General features: G+C 69.1%; 18 protein-coding genes. 11 read left to right on the forward strand and 7 right to left on the reverse strand.

Annotated features, from left to right (window positions below; translation table 11 throughout):
* Positions 1-99 precede the first annotated feature (99 nt).
* Positions 100-732 carry a hypothetical protein gene (locus ABZ016_RS27090; protein WP_356919290.1) on the reverse strand — a complete coding sequence of 211 codons (633 nt, stop codon included), beginning with the start codon at positions 730-732 and terminating at the stop codon, positions 100-102.
* A gap of 221 nt (positions 733-953) precedes the next feature.
* Here ABZ016_RS27090 and ABZ016_RS27095 point away from each other — a divergent pair, with 221 nt between their 5' ends.
* The 10 genes from ABZ016_RS27095 to ABZ016_RS27140 all read left to right on the forward strand — a co-directional run bounded on the left by ABZ016_RS27095 (position 954) and on the right by ABZ016_RS27140 (position 13,737).
* Positions 954-2,012, forward strand: a complete 1,059-nt coding sequence (locus ABZ016_RS27095; protein WP_356919291.1) for a LacI family DNA-binding transcriptional regulator — start codon at positions 954-956, stop codon at positions 2,010-2,012.
* A 90-nt stretch (positions 2,013-2,102) separates the two neighbouring features.
* The gene (locus tag ABZ016_RS27100) at positions 2,103-3,356 is read left to right on the forward strand and encodes a sugar ABC transporter substrate-binding protein (RefSeq protein WP_356919292.1); all 1,254 of its coding nucleotides are present in this window, start codon (positions 2,103-2,105) and stop codon (positions 3,354-3,356) included.
* A 10-nt stretch (positions 3,357-3,366) separates the two neighbouring features.
* Entirely contained in the window at positions 3,367-4,326 is a 960-nt protein-coding gene (locus ABZ016_RS27105; protein ID WP_356919293.1) for a sugar ABC transporter permease, read from the forward strand.
* Between the two features lie 6 nt (positions 4,327-4,332).
* Entirely contained in the window at positions 4,333-5,172 is an 840-nt protein-coding gene (locus ABZ016_RS27110; RefSeq protein WP_356919294.1) for a carbohydrate ABC transporter permease, read from the forward strand.
* 14 nt (positions 5,173-5,186) lie between these two features.
* Positions 5,187-6,602, forward strand: a complete 1,416-nt coding sequence (locus ABZ016_RS27115; RefSeq protein WP_356919295.1) for a GH1 family beta-glucosidase — start codon at positions 5,187-5,189, stop codon at positions 6,600-6,602.
* Positions 6,599-8,947 carry an alpha-xylosidase gene (yicI, locus tag ABZ016_RS27120; protein WP_356919296.1) on the forward strand — a complete coding sequence of 783 codons (2,349 nt, stop codon included), beginning with the start codon at positions 6,599-6,601 and terminating at the stop codon, positions 8,945-8,947. The genes ABZ016_RS27115 and yicI overlap by 4 nt, the downstream gene beginning before the upstream one ends.
* A 157-nt stretch (positions 8,948-9,104) precedes the next feature.
* Complete coding sequence (locus ABZ016_RS27125; RefSeq protein ID WP_356919297.1) at positions 9,105-10,169, forward strand: acyl-CoA desaturase; 1,065 nt, start codon at positions 9,105-9,107, stop codon at positions 10,167-10,169.
* A gap of 124 nt (positions 10,170-10,293) precedes the next feature.
* Positions 10,294-11,190: an aminoglycoside phosphotransferase family protein gene (locus ABZ016_RS27130; RefSeq protein ID WP_356919298.1), complete on the forward strand. Its 897-nt coding sequence runs from the start codon at positions 10,294-10,296 to the stop codon at positions 11,188-11,190.
* Between the two features lie 411 nt (positions 11,191-11,601).
* A complete protein-coding gene (locus ABZ016_RS27135) occupies positions 11,602-12,132 on the forward strand; it encodes an ATP-binding protein (RefSeq protein ID WP_356919299.1) in 531 nt (176 codons plus the stop codon).
* Between the two features lie 129 nt (positions 12,133-12,261).
* On the forward strand, positions 12,262-13,737 hold the full coding sequence (locus ABZ016_RS27140; protein ID WP_356919300.1) for a hypothetical protein: 1,476 nt from the start codon (positions 12,262-12,264) through the stop codon (positions 13,735-13,737).
* A 159-nt stretch (positions 13,738-13,896) separates the two neighbouring features.
* Here the strand turns inward: ABZ016_RS27140 and ABZ016_RS27145 are convergent, their stop codons facing one another.
* The 3 genes from ABZ016_RS27145 to ABZ016_RS27155 form a co-directional block, all read right to left on the reverse strand.
* Positions 13,897-14,772 carry a geranyl diphosphate 2-C-methyltransferase gene (locus ABZ016_RS27145; protein WP_356919301.1) on the reverse strand — a complete coding sequence of 292 codons (876 nt, stop codon included), beginning with the start codon at positions 14,770-14,772 and terminating at the stop codon, positions 13,897-13,899.
* Between the two features lie 15 nt (positions 14,773-14,787).
* Positions 14,788-16,119: a 2-methylisoborneol synthase gene (locus tag ABZ016_RS27150; protein WP_356919302.1), complete on the reverse strand. Its 1,332-nt coding sequence runs from the start codon at positions 16,117-16,119 to the stop codon at positions 14,788-14,790.
* An 80-nt stretch (positions 16,120-16,199) separates the two neighbouring features.
* Complete coding sequence (locus ABZ016_RS27155; RefSeq protein ID WP_356919303.1) at positions 16,200-17,615, reverse strand: family 2B encapsulin nanocompartment shell protein; 1,416 nt, start codon at positions 17,613-17,615, stop codon at positions 16,200-16,202.
* 270 nt (positions 17,616-17,885) lie between these two features.
* On the opposite strand from ABZ016_RS27155, the gene ABZ016_RS27160 reads away from it, so the two are divergent.
* Entirely contained in the window at positions 17,886-19,136 is a 1,251-nt protein-coding gene (locus tag ABZ016_RS27160) for an MFS transporter (RefSeq protein ID WP_356919304.1), read from the forward strand.
* Between the two features lie 133 nt (positions 19,137-19,269).
* Here ABZ016_RS27160 and ABZ016_RS27165 read toward each other — a convergent pair whose 3' ends face one another.
* The 3 genes from ABZ016_RS27165 to ABZ016_RS27175 form a co-directional block, all read right to left on the reverse strand.
* Entirely contained in the window at positions 19,270-19,542 is a 273-nt protein-coding gene (locus ABZ016_RS27165) for a hypothetical protein (RefSeq protein ID WP_356919305.1), read from the reverse strand.
* A gap of 136 nt (positions 19,543-19,678) precedes the next feature.
* The gene (locus ABZ016_RS27170; RefSeq protein ID WP_356919306.1) at positions 19,679-20,926 is read right to left on the reverse strand and encodes an aromatic acid exporter family protein; all 1,248 of its coding nucleotides are present in this window, start codon (positions 20,924-20,926) and stop codon (positions 19,679-19,681) included.
* Between the two features lie 123 nt (positions 20,927-21,049).
* Entirely contained in the window at positions 21,050-21,583 is a 534-nt protein-coding gene (locus tag ABZ016_RS27175) for a kinase (protein ID WP_356919307.1), read from the reverse strand.
* Positions 21,584-21,755: the final 172 nt, after the last annotated feature.

Genomic DNA, 21,755 nt, shown 5'->3' on the forward strand with positions numbered 1-21,755 from the left:
GGCCGGCCGAGTGTGACGACCGGCATCGGGACTGGCCCCAGGACTGACAGTCGAGCCCGAGCGCGCCTACCTTGCTCGTGGCGGCCGCTCCTGTTCGAGTTACACCGCGTGAGGCACCGGACGCACGAACCTCTCCCGCCCCGCCTCGTCCCGCACCGGGGTGCACCCGGCGGCCAGCAGTTGCTGGGCCAGTTTCGCTCGCCGGGTCGTGTTGACCCGGAGTGCGCCCAGCAAGAACACCGGGGTCAGGACGGCGAGCGGCAGGAGGACGGCGTACTTGCCGGTCAGCACGGACAGGAGCAGGAACAGTACCGCTCCCGCCCACGCCATGGTCCGCAGTTGCTTGCGGTTGGCGGCGGCTCCGGCCGCGTCGTACCGAATGCACGTGGTGATCAGGTCGACATCCGCCTGCGCCTGGGCGACGGGCGTGAGCGAGCCCAGGTACATGCCCGGCACGGCGCGTCCGGGACCCGGGTCCGGGAAGGCCGCTGTGTTGGCCGCCGCGCGCTGCTGTGCCTGAGGGCTCGTGTCCCGGACGAGACAGATGTGTGCGATCTTGTGCTTCCCGACCAGGCGGACGTCGACGTACCGGAAGCCGTAGCATTCCGCGATGTACGCGAGCGCGCCGAACGTCCGCCACTCGGAGAACGGGTGGACGAGCTCGATCATGTCCTGGGTCGCGATCTGGCGCATGAGGGCACTGATGTGGCGGTCGGCGAGGCTCAAGGTCACTCCTGGCTGAAAAGCACTACTGAAGGTCTGGTTCCGCACATCAGACCGGTCAGCCCCCTCAAGGGTTGCCTGCTCTCCTGATCTTTCGGAAGCAGAACCGAGGTATCGCTCAGGCTCTTGCCCTCCCCGGTCCGCCGCGCATAAAGTCACCCCGTTTGTCGAATCGATTCGATTGGTTCGAGTAAGCCGGCGGGGCCCGCTGGGGCCGGGTGGGGGTGGAGATGACCACGATCAAGGACGTCGCCGCGCGCGCAGGTGTTGCGCCGAGCACCGTGTCGTACGTCCTGAGCGGGTCGCGCAAGATCTCCGAGGACACCCGGCACGCGGTGCAGGCCGCGATCGAGGAGCTCGGATACCACCCGCGGGCGAGTGCCCGTACGCTGCGCAGCGCACGGACGCGGGTGCTGGCGCTGGCCGCGCCGCGCGTGCCCGGGGCGTACCGGGCGATCGACGGGCGGTTCGCGATCGACGTCACCGATGCCGCTCGTGGGCACGGGTACGACGTGCTGCTGATGACGGACAGCGACGGCGTCGGCGGGCTGCGCCGGGTGGCCCGGAGCAGGCTCGCTGACGCCGCGGTGCTGATGGCGGTCGAGGACCGGGACCCCCGTGTCGAGGTCCTGCACGAACTGGGCTTCCCCGCGGCGCTGCTCGGTCACGACGATCACGCGGCGCTGCCCTGGACCGACCTCGACTGGGAGGCCGCCGTCGCCCTCGCGGTGCACGCGACCGTGGCGGCCGGGCACCGGCGGATGCTGTTCCTCTCGTCGGCCGAGCACGAGGTCGCCGCACGCCGCGGTTATGCCCTGCACGGTCTCGACGGCGCCCGGCGAGCGGCCGCCGAGACCGGGGCCGGTGTCCGCGTGGTCCCGTCCCACCGTGACCCGGACATCCTCGCGCGGCGGCTGAACGAGGCGTTGACCGCGCGGCCCGTCGCGACCGCGCTGATCGTCCAGCACCTGATCCTCCTGCCTCGCTTGCTGGACGCGGTGGCGGCAGCGGGGCTGCGGGTCCCCCACGATCTGACCGTCGTACTCGTCGGCAGCCTCCCGGACGAGCTGGGCACACGGCATCTGCCGCGGATCGATCTGCCCGTCGCGGAGATGTCCACGGCCGTCGCCCGGCTCGCCGTCGACGCGATCGGCTCCGGCCGCGGTGACGGGCCGCCGCCTTCGCAGGGGCCCGCCGTGGCACGTGGCTCGAGCAGGCCCTCCGACGCGCCGCACCACCTGATCCAGCCGCAGATGGCCGGACCCGACATCGCGCCGCCGCCCGGCTGACCACTGGAACCGTCCGTACGGCACGACCGGCCGCGTCCCATTACCGGGCCACCGCATGTCCAGAGCTGAACATGTAACGGAGGACCAATCATGCCGTCCACAGCAGGACGCGTCAGAACAAGACGTGGACACGTTCCGGCGCTGGCCGCTGCCCTTGCCGGTGCCATCGTCGCGCCAGGGCTGGCCGGCTGTGCCGCGGAGCCCGACCCGGGCACCGTCACCGTGCTCAACTCCGCGACCGACACCGCTGAGCACACCGCCAACCAGCGGTTCTTCGACCGCTGCAGCAGGCCGCTCGGCCTGAAGGTCGAGCAGATCAGCGTGCCTGCCGACCAGATCGCCTCCAAGGCGCTTCGGATGGCCTCGTCCGACTCACTCACGGACATCCTGGAGCTCGACGGCTCGGAGCTGCCCCAGTTCGCGCAGACCGAGGGCCTGCGGCCGCTCGACGAGGTCGGGGTCGACACCTCCGGCCTCTCCGCGAGCGCGAAGTCCCTCGGCTCGTATGACGGCGCCCTGTACGGCATCGCCCGTTCCGTCAATTCCCTGGCGCTGATCTACAACACCAAGCTCCTCAAGGACGCGGGCATCTCCCCGCCCACCACCTGGAAGGAGTTACGAGCCGCCGCGAAGAAGCTGACCGCGGGCGACACGTACGGGATGGCCTTCAGCGCGAGCCCCAATGCGGACGGCGTCTACCAGTTCCTTCCGTTCTTCTGGTCCGCCGGCGGTGACGAGGCCAAGATCGACAATGGCAAGGGTGAGGCCGCGCTCCAGCTCTGGAAGGACCTGGTCGCCGACGGTTCCGCCTCCAGGTCCGTGGTCAACTGGAACCAGCAGGACGTCAACGACCAGTTCATCGCGGGCCGCGCCGCCATGATGATCAACGGGCCGTGGCAGGTGCCGGTCCTCAGCGCCCAGAAGAACGTGGACTGGGCGGTTGCCGGCATCCCGGTCCCTGAAGCGGGTAAGCCGGCTGTGCCGCCCATCGGCGGCACCGTCATGCCCGTACCTAAGAACGACGAGGACCCGGCCCGCGAGAAGAACGCCGGCAAGGTCCTGAACTGCCTCAACTCCGAGAAGAACCAACTCCAGTGGGGCGAGTCGGTCAACAACGTCCCCACCCGCGCCACGGCCGCACAGGCGTACGCGAAGCAGAACCCGAAGCTCGCCGCCTTCGCCGAGCTCGTCACGACCGCCCGTTCCCGTACGGCGAAGGTCGGCACCGGCTGGCCGGTCGTCGGAGACGCGCTCGCGGGCGCATTCCAGTCCGTGCTGACGGGCCGGACCAGTCCGGAACAGGCCCTGCACCGGGCCCAGCAGCAGGCCTCGGCAGGGAAGTGAGGAACCGGCCATGACCACCGTCACCTCCCCGCCGCCCGCCACGGGCGCCGCCGAAGCGAAGTCCGCAACCGGGCGTGCTCCGCTGCGCCGCGGGCTGCTGCGCTGGCTCTTCGTCGCTCCCGCGCTCGCCTACATGGCGCTGTTCTTCGGCTACCCGCTCGTCCGCAACATCGTGATGAGCTTCCAGCACTACACGCCGAAGACGTACTTCACCGGCGAGGCCCCGTTCAACGGCCTCGACAACTGGCGGGCTGTCTTCGCAGGCGAGCTGTTCACCGATGCCCTGTGGCACACCGCCCTGTTCACCGTCGGCTCGCTGCTCGGCCAGTTCACCATCGGCCTGGCCCTGGCCGTCTTCTTCTCCCGCCGTTTTCGTCTCTCCGGCTTCGTGCGCGCCGTCCTGCTGCTGCCGTGGCTCGTGCCCATGGTGGTCTCCGCCGTCGTCTGGCGGCGCATCCTCGACCAGGACCACGGCATGCTGAACACCGCCCTCCACGGGGTCGGCCTGGTCCCGCAGGACGGCGTGCCGTGGCTGAGCAGCCCCGGTGTGGCCCTGCTGTCGGCGATCATGGTCAACATCTGGATCGGCATCCCGTTCAACATGGTCATCCTCTACGGCGGTCTCCAGGAGATCCCACGCGACTTGTACGAGGCCGCGTCGCTCGACGGCTCCGGCCCGTGGCGGACCTTCCGCAGCGTCACGCTGCCGATGCTGCGCCCGGTGATCACCGTGGTACTCGTGCTGGGCTTCATGTCGACGGTGAAGATCCTCGACCTGATCCTGGCCCTGACCTCGGGCGGCCCCGCGGACTCCACGCAGACGCTGGGCACGGTCACCTACCAGCTCTCTTTCCTTCAGCTCGACTTCGGCCAGGGCGCCGTGGTGGGCAATGTCCTGATCCTCATCAGCGCGGTCTTCGCCGTGCTGTACCTGCGGGCCAACCGCGCCGACTTCGGCAAGGGGAAGTGAGCGACGATGAACCGACCGACGAAACGACCGGCGAGTCCTCTCCGCATTCGTTCGGTGTGGAACACCGCCGCCGCTCTGCTGATCCTCGCCGTGCTGCTCTTCCCGGTGTACTGGATGCTCAACACCGCCCTCCAGCCCGAGTCGAGCATCGCCGCCACCGAGTGGTTCCCGGTGTCACCGTCACTGAAGAACTTCGATACGGCGATCAGCACCCAGGGCGGCTCGCTGCTCACCAGCTTTGTCGTCGCGCTCGGTGCCGTCGTCGTCTGTCTCGCGCTCGCCGCGCCCGCCGCGTACGGGCTCGCCCAGTTCGGACTCCGCGGCGGGCAGGGCATCGTCTTCGCGACGCTCATCACGCAGATGGTTCCGGGCATCGTCGTCGCCAACGCCCTCTACAGCGCCTATGCGCAGCTCGATCTCGTCAATTCCTATCTGGGGCTGATCCTCGCGGACGCCTCACTCGGTCTGCCCTTCGCGGTCGTGCTGCTGCGGGCTTTCATGGTGTCGATCCCGGGCGAGGTCGTCGAGGCCGCGATGGTGGACGGCGCGAACCGCTTCACCGCGTTCGTGCGGATCGTGCTGCCCATGAGCCGCAACGCCCTGATCACGGCGGGACTGTTCACCTTCCTCTTCGCCTGGTCGGACTTCATGTTCGCGCTCACCCTCAACACGACGGACGACGTCAAACCCGTCACGCTCGGCATCTACCAGTTCGTCGGCGCGCATGTCAGCGACTGGGGCGCGGTCATGGCGACCGCGGTACTCTCCGCCGTTCCGGCCGCGATCCTGCTCGTCGTCGCCCAGAAGTACATCGCCGCCGGGATCACCGGCGGATCGGTCAAGTAGGCAGGTTCCTCCCTGTGATTCTCTCCGAGTTCCCCGAGTTCCCGGCCGGCTTCTTCTTCGGCGCCGCCACGGCCAGTTACCAGATCGAGGGCGCATACGACGAGGACGGCAGAGGGCCGTCCATCTGGGACACCTTCTGCCGCGAACCCGGGCGCGTCGCGGACGGTGCCACCGGTGACGTCGCCTGCGACCACTACCACCGCTTTTCCGAGGACATCGCGCTGCTGCGCGAGCTGGGCGTGGACAGTTACCGCTTCTCCATCGCGTGGCCGCGTATCCAGCCGACCGGCTCCGGCCCCTTCAACGCGGCCGGGCTCGACTTCTACGACCGGCTCGTCGACGAGCTGCTCGCCGCCGGCATCTCGCCCGCCGCCACCCTCTACCACTGGGACCTCCCTCAGGCCCTGGAGGACCGGGGCGGCTGGCGGGCACGCGAGACGGCGGAGCGGTTCGCCGACTACGCCGGGGTGGTCGCCGCCCGGCTCGGCGACCGGGTGGACCGCTGGATCACGCTCAACGAGCCCTTCTGCAGCGCCTTCGTCGGCTATGGGGCGGGCGCCCACGCCCCCGGCGCCCGCGAGGGTCGCGGTGCGCTCGCCGCCGCACATCATCTGCTCGTCGGCCACGGGCTGGCCGTCCGCGCCCTGCGCGCCGCGGGGGCACGGGAGGTCGGGATCACACTCAACCCCGACCGGCTGCTGCCGGCCACGGACTCCCCCGCCGATCTGGCCGCCGTACGCCGCGTCGAGACGCTCCACAACGACGTGTGGTTCGAGCCGCTGTTCGCGGGGCGATACGCGGAGCACGAAGCCGAGACCTGGGGCGAGCTGCTGCCCCACGGCGACGGCTCGTACCGACTCGACGGCGACCTCGAACTCATCGGCGCACCGCTCGACTTCGTCGGCATCAACTACTACCGCCCGATCACCGTCGCCGACGCCCCGCACCGCGACCCGGACCCGGCCACCCGTACCGCGGTCGACGTCCGGGCCTTGGAGACCTGGCGCGAAGATGTCCGCCACACCACCATGGGCTGGCCCGTCGTCCCGCACACCTTCACGGACCTGCTGGTCGACCTGGCCGCGCGCTACCCCACGCTGCCACCACTGCTGATCACCGAGAACGGCTCAGCGGAGGCGGACACCCCCGACGCCGACGGCCGGGTCCGCGACGTGGAGCGGGTCGACTATCTCCGCGGCCATCTGGACGCGCTCGCCGCCGCCGTGCGCGCGGGCGTCGACGTGCGCGGTTACTACGTGTGGTCGCTGCTGGACAACTTCGAGTGGGCTCGTGGCTACGGACAGCGCTTCGGCATCATCCGGGTCGACTACGACACGCAGACACGCACACCCAAGGACAGCTACCGCTGGTACCGGCGGCTGATCGCCGCCCACCGCGCCCGCACCCTTCCTGGTAAGGACTCCCGATGAAGTTCACCGACGGCTACTGGCTGATGCGCGAAGGCGTCCAGGCGTCGTACGCCGCCGAGGTCGCCGACGTGCGCGTCGACGAGGACCGGTTCACGCTGCACGCGCCCGTCCAGCACGTCACGCGCCGCGGCCAGACCCTCAACAGCCCGCTGCTGACCGTCGAGTGCTGGTCCCCCGCCGAGGGCGTGATCGGCATCCGCTCCACCCACCACGCCGGCGCTGCCGAGCGCGGCCCGGAGTTCGCACTGCACACCGAGCCCGGCCACGCGGCGCAGGTCACCCGGGAGGGCTCGCTGCTGAAGCTGACGGCCGGGGAGCTGTCCCTGTGCGTGGACAGCGCGGCCCCGTGGCGGCTGGACTTCACGGCGGACGGCCGCGTCCTCACCTCGGCCAAGGCCCGTGGCACCGGCTTCGCGGTCCTGGGCGACGGCAGCCACCACTCGCTGGCACAACTCACGCTCGCTGTCGGGGAGCTGGTGTACGGACTCGGCGAACGGTTCACGCCGTTCGTGAAGAACGGCCAGAGCGTGGACATCTGGCAGGCCGACGGCGGCACCGCGAGCGAGCAGGCGTACAAGAACATCCCCTTCCACCTCACCAATCGCGGCTACGGCGTCTTCGTCAACCACCCCGGCAAGGTGAGCTACGAGATCGACTCGGAGGCCGTCGGGCAGGTGCAGTTCAGCGTCGAGGACCAGGCGCTGGAGTACTTCGTCGTGTACGGTCCGACGCCCAAGGACGTCCTGAACCGCTACACGGCGCTCACCGGCCGCCCGGCGCTGCCGCCCGCCTGGTCGTTCGGACTGTGGCTGTCGACGTCTTTCACGACCTCCTACGACGAGGAGACGGTGAACCGGTTCGTGCGTGGCATGGCCGAGCGCGACATCCCCCTGGGTGTCTTCCACTTCGACTGCTTCTGGATGCGCGAGTACCAGTGGTGCGACTTCACCTGGGATCCGGAGGTGTTCCCCGACCCCGAGGGCATGCTGCGGCGGCTCAAGGAGGAGCACGAACTGCGTGTGTCGGTGTGGATCAACCCGTACATCGCGCAGAAGTCCCCGCTGTTCGCGGAGGCCAAACGGCACGGCTATCTGGTACGCAAGGCCAACGGCGACGTGTGGCAGTGGGACCTGTGGCAGGCCGGCATGGCCCTGGTCGACTTCACCGATCAGCGGGCGCGCCAGTGGTACGCGAGCAAGCTGCGCGCGCTCATCGCGCAGGGCGTCGACTGCTTCAAGACCGACTTCGGCGAGCGGATCCCGACCGATGTGGTCTGGCACGACGGCTCCGACCCTGAGCGTATGCACAACTACTACACACAGCTCTACAACGAGACGGTCTTCGAGGTGCTGAGCGAGGCCCGGGGTGCCGGTGAGTCCGTGCTCTTCGCCCGCTCGGCAACGGTGGGCGGACAGCAGTTCCCGGTGCACTGGGGCGGCGACTGCGAGTCGCACGTCGGCGCCATGGCCGAGTCGCTGCGCGGCGGACTGTCGCTCGGTCTGTCCGGATTCGGCTTCTGGAGCCATGACATCGGCGGCTTCGAAGGCACGCCGACGCCCGATGTGTTCAAGCGGTGGGTGCAGTTCGGGCTGCTCTCGTCGCACAGCCGGTTGCACGGCAGCAAGTCGTACCGGGTGCCGTGGGACTACGACGAGGAGGCGGTCGCGGTCACCCGCGACTTCACCCGCCTCAAACACCGGCTCATGCCCTATCTGTTCGGTGCGGCCCAGCAGGCCGCCGAGCGTGGCACTCCGATGATGCGTGCGATGGTGCTGGAGTTCCCCGACGACCCGGCCTGCCACACCCTCGACCGGCAGTACATGCTCGGCGACGACCTGCTCGTCGCCCCCGTGTTCTCGTCCGACGGCGTCGTCGACTTTTACGTCCCGGACGGTACGTGGACGCATCTGCTGTCGGGCGAACGGGTCCAGGGGCCCGGCTGGCGGCGCGGGCGGTACGGCTACGACAGCCTGCCCCTTCTCGCCCGGCCCGGCTCGGTCATCCCGTACGGCGAGAGCGATGACTCGGCGGAGTACGACTGGGTGCACGGGGCGACTCTGCGCGTCCATGCGCCCAGGGACCGTGCGACGGTCGTGACACGAATCCCGGCCTTGGGCGCCGGGGACAACTCGGCGGCCGTCTTCCGGACGACTCGCGACGGCGACACGATCACGGTCGACGCGGAGGGGGTACCGGGGCCGTGGCAGGTGTTGCTGGTCGGAGCGCAGGCGGAACCCGGCGGTGCCCCCGGATTGTCGGCGTCGGCCGAGCGGACCACGCTCGGCACTCTGCTCGCCGTATCCGCCGGCACGGCCCGCCTCACGGCACTGCTCGCCGGGAACTGACACAGCTCTCGCGTCGCCGTTCGTCGTTGTGGGCTGATGCGTGCAACGCCTGTTGGGTGTCCGGTCTTCCCCCGGAACCATGGTGGCGCTGACTCCACCCCGTTCAAGGGGGCGGACACCATTCTGCCGCCGGAGAAGTATCTGAATACTGAGCCCCATGACTGAATCGATAGTGCTTCCGGTGGACCCGCCGACGCAAGGAGAAGGACGGAATCAGAACAGGGGAAGCGACTTCTCTGAATTATCTCGGCGCATAGCCGAGGCCGGACTTCTCAGGCGCCGGCCCCTGTATTACACGGTCCGTTTCGGACTGGTCGCCCTCGCTCTCGCGGGGTGCGTCGGCGCGTTTCTCGCGCTGGGGGACAGCTGGGGCCAACTGTTCGTCGCCGTCGCCCTGGCCGTGGTCTTCGGCCAGCTTGGACTGGCCGCCCACGACCTCGCCCACCAACAGGTCTTTTCCCGTCGGCGGCCCAGCGAGGCAGGGGGACTGCTGGTCGCCGACCTGTTGCTGGGCATGAGCTACGGCTGGTGGATGAACAAGCACACCCGGCATCATGCGAACCCCAATCACGAGGGAAAGGACCCGGACGTTGCGCCGGACATTCTCGTCTGGTCGCGCCGTCAGGCACGCAAGGCCCGGGGTTTGCCACGTTTCGTCGGAAAGCACCAGGCCGCGCTCTTCTTTCCGCTACTGACCCTGGAGGGTCTGAATCTCAGCTTCAGCAGCTTCCGAGCTCTGAAAAGTCGGTCAGTGAAAAGGCCCGTGCTCGAGGGAACGCTGCTCGTGGCTCATTTCGTGGTGTATTTTGGCGGCCTGTTCGCTGTCCTCTCCCCCGCCAAGGCGCTCGCTTTCCTCGCTGTGCACCAGGGTCTGTTCGGCATCTACCTCGGTTCGGTGTTCGCACCCAACCACAAGGGGATGCCGATGATCGAGGAGGGGACCCGGTTGGACTTCCTGCGCCGCCAGGTCCTCACCTCGCGCAATGTCCGGGGTGGCGCTCTGATCGACGCCTTCATGGGCGGGCTCAACTACCAGATCGAGCACCACCTCTTCCCCAGCATGCCGACACCCGCACTCTCCAGAGCGCAGGGCATCACCGAGCGGTACTGCGCGGAGCTGGGCATCCCGTACCACCGGACTGGGCTGATCGCCTCGCACCGGGAGGCGCTGCGGCACCTCAGGAGTGTCGGCGAGCCGCTGCGCACCCCGGCCGAGGGCTGAACGGGTCTACGCGTGACGGAGACTAGCTTCAGGGGTCTCTTGTCCGTCCTGGACGACCGGGAGGCCGCTCGGGTAGCGGCTGCCTATTCTCGGGTAGCGACTGCCTAGTGGAGGGGCCTGCGAGATGACCATGCACGAGGACCAGGTGGACGTGACCACCGATATCGTTGCGGCCTTGATCCAAGCGCAGTTCCCTCACTGGAGCGGCAAGGCGATCCAACCCCTGTCGTCGACCGGGACGGTCCACGCCATCTTCCGCATCGGGAACGACCTTTCTGCGCGTTTCCCACTCCGTCTGGCCGATGCTGCCGATGTGCTGGCGGTGCTGGAACAGGAAGCCAAGGCGAGCGCGGAGTTGGCACAGGTGTCTCGGTTCCCCGCCCCGGAACCCGTCGCCTTGGGAAAGCCCGGAGCGGGTTACCCCATGCCGTGGTCGATCCAGACATGGCTGCCGGGAACGGTCGCCTTTGATGCCGACCCGAGCGGGTCGGACGCTTTTGCCGAGGACCTTGCGGCCTTCATCGCAGCCCTGCGGGACGCCGAGACGCGGGGGCGGCTTTTCAGCGGCGAAAACCGGGGCGGCGTTCTCACTCACCACGACGATTGGATGACGGAGTGCTTCGAGGAGAGTGCGGGGCTGCTCGACGTGCCCCGGCTGCGCCAGGTATGGAGCCATTTTCGGGAGTTGCCACGCACGAGTGCCGACGTGATGAGCCATGGTGACTTGATTCCCGGCAATGTATTGGTCACGGGAGACCGGCTCAGCGGCGTACTCGACACCGGCGGCTTCGGCCCGGCCGACCCCGCGCTGGATCTGGTCAGTGCTTGGCATCTGTTGCAGCCAGGCCCGCGAGAAGTGCTCCGGCGAAAACTGGCCTGTGACGATCTGGAGTGGGAGCGCGGCAAGGCATGGGCGTTCGAACAGGCTATGGGTCTTGTCTGGTACTACGCCGAGAGCAATCCGACGATGAGCAGAATGGGGCGCCGGACACTCGACCGCATTCTGGAGTCGATCACATGACACGCGGAGATGCGAGGAAAAAACGAGAGCAGCTATGACTGCAATCGGAACGGTTGTCGAGCGCCACGAGCTCGGCGTGCCTTGGTTCCACTCGGACGGTTGCGGACCTTGCAGAGAAGGCCTCCGGTCCGATGTGCCGGCCAGGGCCCGGGGGGGGAGGCAGGGACGTGGCGTCCTGTGGCGCTGTGATGGCCGGCCGACTTCGGCGACGTCTGAGACGGCGTGCGGCATCACCCAGCCCTTGGCCAGCGGGTCGTCCGGCGCGGCGTAGGCCCCAAGGCGATCGACCGCACCTGTTCGAGACCGGCAGCACCTGATCTTGCAGGTTGGCACCACCCTGAGGCCTCCGAAGCCGTGACGGGTTTTCCACTCTTCCTGTACCCGCGGCCCCGCGACGCTAGCGTCAAGTCCATGATCGTATGGCTCAACGGCACCCACGGCGCAGGCAAGACGACGACCAGTGCGCTCGTGCAGCAACTGATCCCGGACTCACGGGTGTTCGACGCCGAAAAGGTCGGCGAGACACTCATGGACATCTCGCCGGGGCTGCCCGCGACGGACAACTTCCAGCACTGGCCGCCGTGGCGGCCGCTCGTCGTCGAGACCGCCCGACGCGTCCTCGACTACACCGGCGGGACCCTGGTGATGCCCATGACGGTCCTGGTCGAGCAGTACTGGCGCGAGATCAGCTCGGGCCTTGCCCAGCATGCCATTCCCGTCCGGCACTTCGTCCTCCATGCCGACCAGGACACCCTCCGAGGGCGCATCGCGGGCGACACCGTACTGGGCCCCGACTCCCCGTTCCGCCTGCAATACCTCGAGCCCTACGCCGAGGCGGCCGGCACGTGGCTGCACGCCGAGGCCGAGGTCGTCGACACCACGCACCTCACACCCGCCCAGGCCGCCCAGCAGATCGCAGAGGCCCTCAAGACCGGGGCGTAGCGCAGTCGTGCAGCCGGGTCCTGGCGTGGGCCCGGCCCTGACCAACAGCGCGCCGCCCTCTTCCAGTTGAGGTTGCGGGCACGAGCCATCGGCATCGCCATCGGCGTGCAGACGATGCATCATGGAACGATGAGGTTCCGTCGGTGGCGCGGCCAGGAACGCGGCCAGGACGTACTGGCTGCCGCACTCTACGAGCGCAACAGCCGGGCCCGTGAGCGGATCGACCGGTGGTGGGCGGCCGGCGGGGACGAGCGCGACGAGGTCTGGCGCGGCGCGTGGTTCCTGTTGACAGCGGCGAACTTCAGGTTCGGCAACCACGAGCGGCCGGAGCTTGTCGTTCCAGTGCTGGAGTTCCTGCTCGAGGACGACCCCACGTCCCCGTACCGGCCGCGGGTCCGGCTGACCGCCTGTCTCCCGCAGACCGCCGCCGACCCGCCGACCGGCGTGTACATGGGCGATCCGGAGGTTCCGCGGCTGGTCGAAGCCGCGCTGAGGTTCCCCGATCCCGCATTGCGCCAACGGTTGGCCGACCTGTTGTCCGTCACCGACCAGCCCAGCCTGCTGGATGCCCTGGAAACCGACTTCCGGCCGCGTGCGCGGCTGGGCCCGACCTACATCGGCGCGGCACCACCCGGCCATGAGACCCGGTGCGGCCTGTGGCTCGGAGGCGAGCCGAATGCGTTCCTGAAGATCGTCTGCGCCAACCCGAACCTGCCTCGGTCGCCCGCCCAGCCCGGCGACATCGACCTGTCTTTGCTTGCGCTCCTGAAGGACCGGCCCGATCTGCTCGCGGCATTTGAACAGGGCGCCCTGGCCGTGCGGCTGCTGGAGTATCTCGGCACCTGGATGCCGGAACAGGTCCACGACCGGTGCCGCCACGCGTTGCGTGACCTGTCTGCCCGGGAGGCAGTCACGGCGGTGTGTGAGCAGGCCATACTCGGTGACGCCGAGGCGATTGCCGCAGCCCGCGACGCCGGGTACCGGCCGGACAGCCCCGCCTGGACACCCGTCTTCCTGCTGCTCACCCGGGAGTTCGCGGCCTACCGCGAGGCCGATCCGAACGGGAGGGTCCTGCAACTGACCTGCTCCGTCGACGGGCTGAGGATCGGGGCAGACGTCATCATCGACCGGATCCTGGCGATCCTGGACACGGAACTGCCGGACGACGTGGCCGCAGCCGTACGACGGTCTCTGCGCGACCTCGGTCCCTTGGGCGACTCCCCGGTCGAGGACTTCGGACGCTGGGGTATGCGAAGGGTCATTCTGGCCCGCGCGATCGTGCTCGAGCCGGAGGCGGTCGCGGCCGTGGCCGACGCGGGCTATCTGCCCGAAGACGACCAGGAGCTGCTCCCGCTGCTCTTCCTCACCGAGCAGTTCGAGCGGTTCGACCGCGAGGACCCGACCGGCACGAGGCTACGCGCCGTCCTCGCCGAGAAGCGTTACCGGTACGAGCACGAGCACTTCCGGATCGTCGCGGAGCGGGCGGGACGCCCAGACCCCTGGCCGCCCAAGCAACCGTCGCCACCGGGTGACCGAACGTCGACCCGGCACGCCACCACTTGGCCGAGCAGCTTCGGCGGCGACACCTATGGCGGCCACTTCTGAGCGGAAGGTTCCGGCATCGGCACATCATGCCGATCGTTCCGATGGCCTTGCCGCTGTAGGAGCCCGAACCGTCGCCCGCCTGGCCACACAGCGTCCGGGAAGAAGGGGACCTCGCGGGGCCGGGGCTGTCAGTGAGACCCCGGCCCTGCGAGGCAGGGGTCATACGCGGTCTGCCGCGATCAGGACGTACTGGAAAGAGCCGTCCCGATAGGACTCGATGAACGCCTTTTCGATACCGGTGACCAGCGAGGAAGTGGCCCGCAGCTCCCAGTAGGGCAGCGTCTCCGGGGTGAGGTCGACGATGGTCTGTGGCACGAGCCGGTTGTCGGCCATGGCACGCACGTACTCGCGGCGGGAGTGGATGTTGCACTCGAAGTGCGCGTTGATCTGGGAGACCCACTTCGACGGCTGGCCGTAGCGTGGGTTCCAGCAGCCGGTGATCGTCACATACCTGCCGCCCACCCTCAGGAAGCGGGAGTGCTCGGCGAACAGGTCGTGAAGGTCGACGTACATGGTCGACTCGTTGTTCCACGAGGCGGCGATGCTGCCCTTGTCGAAGGGGGTGTCGAGCATGTTGCACACACGGGAGCGGACGTGGTCCTCGATACGCAGTTCCCGTGCGCGCCTGTTGCCGAAGTCGGCCTGAGTCGCGGACAGAGTGACTCCCTCGACCCTGCTGCCGAAGCGACGGTGGGCCATGACCATGGACCCCCCGCGCCCGCAGCCGGCGTCGACGAGGGTGTCGTCGGGCCCGACGGGGCCGAGGTGGTCCAGGAGGAACTCCGCCTGTGCCGACTCCAGTCGGTGCAGCTCCGCGATGAGCTTCTTCTCGTACTCGCTGTGGGCGGGGTCGCCGAGCGCGGCGTGGTCCACGGCGCCGATGCCGTAGTGGTGGTGGTAGAGACCGTCCACGTCACCGAGGCGGAGATTCACCGGCCGTGCCTCGTTGTTCCAGTAGCGGGCGATGTCCCCCTGGTACGGCGTCGCCGGGGCCGGGATCTTCGCGGAGGCGGTGGAGGTCGTTTCAGCGGTCACAGAGATGTCCGTTCCTTACCAGAAGTCGGGCAGGGTGTAGCGGTAGGTGTTGGTGCGGTGCCAGTCGTGGTTGCCGTCGACCCAGGCGGCCACGCCCCTGAGGAACCGCAGCACGGTGGGCAGGGGGCAGGCGTCCGCGAGGTCGGCCGCGGCGGCCTCGAAGGCGCGCTGGAGTTCGTTGTGAACCTCGACTGCCTTGAGGTAGGCGTCGCGCTCGCTGAGTTGCTCGCGTTCCGCGATCACCACCGGCAGATTCAGATGGCGGCCCGGGCTGTTGAGTTCCTTGGTGTACGAGTAGAGGTCGTTGACGATGGTGGTCGCGTTGCCGGCGAGGGCGATGACCCGCTGCATGTCCGGCCGGGCGTGCAGGTCCGCGGGCAGTTCGTAGCCGCCGACGGTGTCGGTGATCGTGGGGCAGGGGCGGAAGTTGTTGAACTGCCGCATCGCCAGGTACTCCCACACCTCCGGTACGTGGCCGGTCTCCGCCCAGGCGGCCTCGGCGAGGTAGCCCATGTGCAGCCGGGCCATGTCGTGCCGGTAGCGGTCGGCCTGGGAGTCCGTGGCCGCGCGGACGAAGTAGTCCATCGCACTGCGATAGGCCCGGCGCGGGGCGTCCGACGTGAGCGACTCCTGCCACGCCGGCGCGTACTCCGCCGTGGTGTGGAAGTGGTCGAGCGCGGTGTGCGCGAGCAGGAGGCGCCCGCCGAGACCGACGGGTGACCCGCCGTGGTCTTCGCAGTAGCAGTCGTCCACCGCGTTCTCCGCGACCATCAGCCGCGTGGCGAGCATCAGGTGGTCGACCGTCGGGGCGTCGGGGTGGCAGGCGACCATGTAACGGCCGACGGAGAAACCGTCGAACTGCCCCTCCCACTCCTCGGGGTAGAGCTGGACCTCGTCCTCGGCCCAGCGCTTGATCCGGCGGCTCACCTCCTCGACGCGAACGGGGTCGGGCTCCGGAACAGGGTGGTAGTAGAGGCCGGGGACGGCTCGCCCCTCGGCGGGCGGGGCGGGGGCCGGGGCCGAGGGCACCGGATCCGGGGGCGGAGGTTTGTACCTGTCCGCCAAGGAGAGCGAGGTCGTGCCCGGTCCGGTCGGTCCGCGCAGGATCCGCTGGAGGGCGGAGTCGGCCGCTGCCGCGTCAGGCGGGTTCCGTACGGCGGAGGCTGCCGGTGTTGGCGGTGGCGGGTCGGGGATGGTGACCGGCGGATGCAGTGCGGCCAGAAAGTGCAGGGCGGTCGGCGTGACCGGCAGGCCGGGGACCGAGGGCGTGCGGGCGTCCGGCACGGCTGTGGGCGGCGTCGGCCGCTGTTCAGGCGGGGATGATCCGAGGGGCCCGGAGTCGGGCATCGGCGGCTCCTTGTTGCGGTGGGGGTGGGCGCTCCGGTGCAGGAGGTGGCGGGCGGGGACCTGCCGCGCGGATCAGGCCTTCAACGCGGCCTGGGGGCGATCTGCACGTTCTCCATCACGCCGAGGGCGTCGGGCAGGAGCACCGCGGCGGAGTAGTAGGTGCTGACGAGGTAGGAGATGATCGCCTGTTCGTTGATGCCCATGAAGCGCACGGAGAGGCCTTCCTCGTACTCGTCCAGCAGTCCGGTCTGCCGCAGGCCGATGACGCCCTGGTTCTTCTCGCCGGTACGCATCGCGATGATGGAGCTGGTCTGTTCCTTGCTGATCGGGATCTTGTTGCAGGGCAGGATGGGGACCCCGCGCCACGCGGGGACGGATTGCCCGCCGAGGTCGACGTGGTCGGGGTAGAGGCCGCAGGCGTTGAAGCCACGTCCGATGGCGGCGATGGTCCTGGGGTGGGCGAGGAAGAGTTTGGTGCCGCGTCGGCGGCAGAGCAGATCGTCCATGTCGTCCGGGGTGGGCGGGCCGGAGCGGGGTTGGATGCGCTGCTTGAAGTCGGCGTTGTGCAGCAGCCCGAACTCCCGGTTGTTGATCAGCTCGTGTTCTTGGCGCTCGCGCAAGGCCTCGATGGTGAGCCGGAGTTGCTCCTCGCTCTGGTTCATCGGACCGTTGTAGAGGTCGGCGACCCGGGTGTGGATCCTCAGAACGGTCTGTGCGACGGAGAGCTCGTACTCGCGGGGCTCCAGCTCGTAGTCGACGAAGGTGCCCGGCAGTTCGGCCTCGCCGACGTGGCCGGCCGACAGGGCGATCTCGGCCTCGCCGTGCTTGTTCTGACGCTGCTGCTTGCGGGAGTTGAACGCGTCGACGTGGGTCTGCAGGTGGGGCGCGGCGGCCCGGACGGCGGCGAAGTCGTCGCGGGAGAGGGTGAGGAGGACGCCGGCGGTCTCGGCGGTGACCGTGCAGTCGTGGCGGGCGTCGGAGTCCAGTAGGGCCTTCTCACCGAAGTGCTCGCCGTCCGCGAGAGTCGAGATGGCGATCTCGTCACCGTACTTGCCCGTGGAGGTCTGGCTGACGCGGCCGTGGGCGATCAGATGGATCCGGTCCGCCGGGCTGCCGCGCTCGACGAGGACTTCACCCGCCACGAAGTCGCGCTGCGTGCAGCGGTCGGCGAGGGCGGTGAGGACGCCCGTGTCCTCGAATCTGCGCAGAAGGGCCAGTTCGCCGAGTTCCCGGGGGATCACCCGGACCGTGGCGCCCTCCTGGACGAACTCGATCCGTCCGTCGCCGACGGTGTGGCGCAGGCGCCGGTTGACCCGGTAGGCACCGCCCTTGGCCTCGACCCAGGGCAGCATTCGCAGCAGCCAGCGGGAGGTGATCTCCTGCATCTGCGGGACGGACTTGGTGGTGGTGGCGAGGTTGCGGGCGGCCGCGGTGCTCAGGGACTGCTGTGGCGCGTCGGGTGCGGTCTGTGCTTCCGGGACGCTGTCGACGGTCATCGGGGGGAGTTCTCCTTGCACGACGGGACGTCCGGCGCGCGCGGGTGCGCCGACCGGGAGACAGGGAGGAGTGGTCTACGAGCGGGAAGGATCACGAGGAGCCGTCCACCTGCGCAAAGGTAGCCGCTGAGTGGGCCTGATCCACCGGGGAGACGAGATGCTTACCTCGAAGCAGTGACAATCAGTTGAATGCGGTTTATCAGTCTGTTGTGCGCCATCGGCCCGTTAATCCGTTGACGGGCGCGCCGCCCGGCCCGGACGATCAGGCGCGTGTCTGCCGCTCTGGCGCCTCTGCGTCACCGCCCGTTCCGTCACCTCTTCATCGGTACGACGGCCAACCTCCTCGGCAACGGGGTGGGGCCGATCGCCCTGGCCTTCGCCGTGCTCGACGCCACTGGCTCGGTGGGCTCGCTCGGGTTGGTGGTCGGCGCTCACTCCCTCACCAGCATCTGCTTCCTGCTGTACGGCGGGGTGCTGGCGGACCGGTTACCGCGTGGCCCGCTGCTGGTCGGCAGCAGCGTGGTCTGCGGCGTGAGCCAGGCGGTGATCGCCACTCTGGTCCTCACCCACAACGCCGCCATCCCTCTGCTCATGGTGCTCGCCGCGGTCTCCGGGGCGTCAGGTTCCTGCTACCAGCCCGCCGCCCAGGCGCTGCTGCCTCAGACCGTGCCGGCCGAGTCCCGCCGCGCCGCCCTCGCGCTCTCCCGCATCGCGGGCAGTAGCGCGGTGGTCGCGGGTGCCTCGCTCGGCGGCGTTCTGGTCGCCGCGGTCGGCCCGGGCTGGGGCCTGGCCATCGACGCGCTCAGTTTCGCGCTCGCCGCCGCGTCCTTCGCGCTGGTCGGCGTCCAGGTCGCGCCGCCCGCGGCGCCCAGCCCCGGTCTGATTCACGAACTACGCGTCGGCTGGCGGGAGTTCACCTCTCGCAGCTGGGTGTGGGTGATCGTGGTGGCCTTTTGCTTCCTCAACGCCGGCCTCACCGCCTCGTTCACCGTCCTCGGCCCGGCCGTCGCCGACAGCACCGAGATCGGCCGCAGCGGCTGGGGCCTGGCCCTTGCCGCGGGCTCGCTCGGCGCGGTCGCCGGCGGCGTACTGTCGCTGAGATGGCGGCCCCGGCGCGCGATCCTGGTCGGCTGCGCGCTGATGGGCCTGACGGCCACGATCCCGCTGCTGCTCGCGCTCGCCCCGTACACCTGGCTGCTGGTCGTGGCCAACTTCGTGGCAGGCGTGGGCGGCGAACAGGCCGGCGTCGCCTGGTACTCGACCCTCAACGAGCAGATCCCAGAAGACCGCCTTGCCCGCGTCTACGCCTATGACGACCTCGGCTCCTACCTCGCGCTCCCGCTCGCCCAGTTCGCCGCCGGACCCGCCGTACTCCTCCTCGGCCTCCACACCACCCTCTACGCCGCCACCGCGCTCATCCTCCTCGCCACACTCGCCATGGTCGCCACCCCCTCCATCCGCGCGCTGGCCCCGAAGACCGCAGAACCACTGCATTCCACCGAAGATGCGGTGCCTCGTTGAGTTCGACTCCGATGCGTACATGGCCACAGTGAGATCTCCGGCGTCCCGGGATGGCCGGCCGGTGCACGACGATCGGCGCGCTGGACACGCCTTGTGCCCAGGGCCGGCTCATACGGCGAGTCGACGCAGGGCGTCAGGGAGTGTCGCCGGTCCAGTCGAAGCGGGCCGGATCACCGGGGCGTGGATCGTACATCGCCCGGCCGCCGGCGCCGAACTGCCCCAGCTCGGTGGCCAGCGCGACGCCGGCGTCGACTTCTGCCTGTGTCCACTCCGTGATGTCGAGCAGCAGGCCGTCCAGCGGGCCGCCGACCAGTTCGGCGTAGCGCCGGTTCGGCAGCGGGCCCGGGTGGTCGTGGTCGGCGCCGTAGACCCGGGGGCGGAGTAGTTGCTCGTCATCACGGTCCATCTGTTCAGCTTTGCAGCCACCACTGACAGCGCCGCACGGCAGAGGCGCCTGATGACGGCCCTCGGAAAGTATGCGAACGGAAAACAGTTACGGCCGGACAGCATCAGTCGTCCCAGGGGCGATGGCAGGCGGCAGCCTAGCTGTGCTCGCTTCCCGCTGTGGGCTCGGTGGATGTGGCGTGGGCCTCGTCGACGCCGTGCTTGAGCACATCGCAGGTGTGTTGGAACTCGTCCGTCAGACGGATGGCCTCGGCCATGAGGATCCCGTACGGCTCGGCGGGATCGCTGAGCGGGAGGGAGCTGGCGCGGGCCTCCTCCTCCAGCTGGTCGCGGCACTGCTGAGCCTCCGCGGCGGCTTGACACAGCCGGCGGACCTGGTCTTGCAGTTGCTCTTCGTCAATCTGGCTGAGCAGCTCGGCGACGTGTGCGAGGGAGGCCAGGAAGTCACCGTAGGAGCGGGCGAAGTCGAGGTAGTCCTGACTGGTGCCTTCAGCGTGCCATTGGTCGAGGCTGCGGGTCATGGAGGCCACCTGGTTGGAAACGCGTTCCAGGGCGTCGACGACGGCCTGATACCCGTCGAACGATGTGCGGTGACGGTGACGGCGCCGGAACCGTCGGGGGTTGTAGAGGGTGCTCTCCCATGCGGTGTGGACCGAGGACTGGGCCTGCTGCACGATCGGTGCGAGGTGAGAGGCGCGCCGGCGCCATTGCCGGGTGCGTTCCTTTTCGAGCTTGCCTTCGCGCAGCGCCGGGTACATGTCGCCGACGAGGTCGCTCAGCGTGTGGGCGAGGGTGTGGATGCCGTACTCGGCGCTGCGATAGCGCAGGGGAGGCAGTACCAGTGTGTTCACCGCGACGCCGATGCCGCAGCCGATCAGCACGAGGACGATGATCTGCCCGAGCTGGGACCAGCGCTGTGCCTCGCTGGTGGCGGCCACGTACGTGGAGAAGGCGAAGAACGCCGCCGTGGCGACCTGGGAACCCTGGGAGCCCAAGGGCCGCCACCGACCGATGGCCAGCGCCGCCAGTGTCACCAGCACGAAGGTGAGCAGGTGAGGGCCGGCCAGCAGGCCCAGCACGCCCTGCAGCCCCACGCCCACGGCGACCGCGCCGACGTAGCGCAGAGCCTGTACCAGCGACTGGTAGACGGTCACCTGCATGATCAGCACCGCGGAGAACGGCGCGAACGCCGGCGACTGCGCGGCCATGACGTCGTGCGCGATCACCCAGGAGACGGCGGCAGCGAGGGTGCTCTTGCCGATGAGGGCCAGGGTGTGCCGCTCGTGCCCGTCCGAACCCGCTCGCTCCAGCCACTGCCTTACCCGGGCCAGCCGGCCCTGGGATGCCGCCTGTGAGCGCTGCGCTCCTGCAGCGGCTTCGGCCATGTTCTCTCCCGTTCTCGTACTGCCACGACTGCCGGGGTACGGGGTACCCCGAGCCTGAGCACTGCAGACCATGGAAGAGGCCACATCCGCCCAGGTCCGCCTGCCCCTCTCACAAACGTCTGGTCAGCGGTCGACGGCGGGCAGGTGGGCCAGGCCGGTGTCGAGCATGATGCGGTCGACGGTCTCGTGCAGGAGGCTGTGGGCGCCGATGACTGTCTCGAGCCCGCCGGGCAGCAGATCGCGCTCCCGGTACCAGTCACGCAGTTGCGTCTCGTCGACCACGTCGGCGATCGGCTTGGTGGCGTGCCGGGCGAGGGTTTCACCGAACGGGACATCCAGGTAGTAGCCGTGGGTCGGGCCGCGGTGGTCGGCACGCAGCTCGGTGAGCATGTCGCCGTAGCGGTCGGCGTAGAGAATGCCTTCGACCACGACGTGGAACCCCGCGTCGAGGGCGTAGCGGGCGGTCAGGTCGATCAGGCCGATGTTCGCCGCGCCGGGCCTGTCGCGCTCGCGCAGCACGATGCGGCGGAGGTTGTCCTGGCCGACCACGGCGAGCCCACGGCCGAACCTCTCACGGAGACCTGCCGCGACGGACGACTTCCCCGATGCGCTGTTGCCGCGCAGCACGACCAGCCGGGTTTCTTCAGTGCCCACCATCACGGTGATCACGCTACCGACGGCCGCCGGCCGCGACAGTGTGTTCCGGGGCACCGCCGACGCCGACGCCCGGATCGAGTCGTCTTCCGGGACGGCGTCGTCGATCACGAGGTGCGAGCCGCTGAGCTGCGGTGTCTCATGAAAGGGGCACCAACTGAATCTCGGCCGTGCG

Source organism: Streptomyces sp. NPDC006372 (assembly GCF_040612515.1).
Classification (GTDB): Bacteria; Actinomycetota; Actinomycetes; order Streptomycetales; family Streptomycetaceae; genus Streptomyces.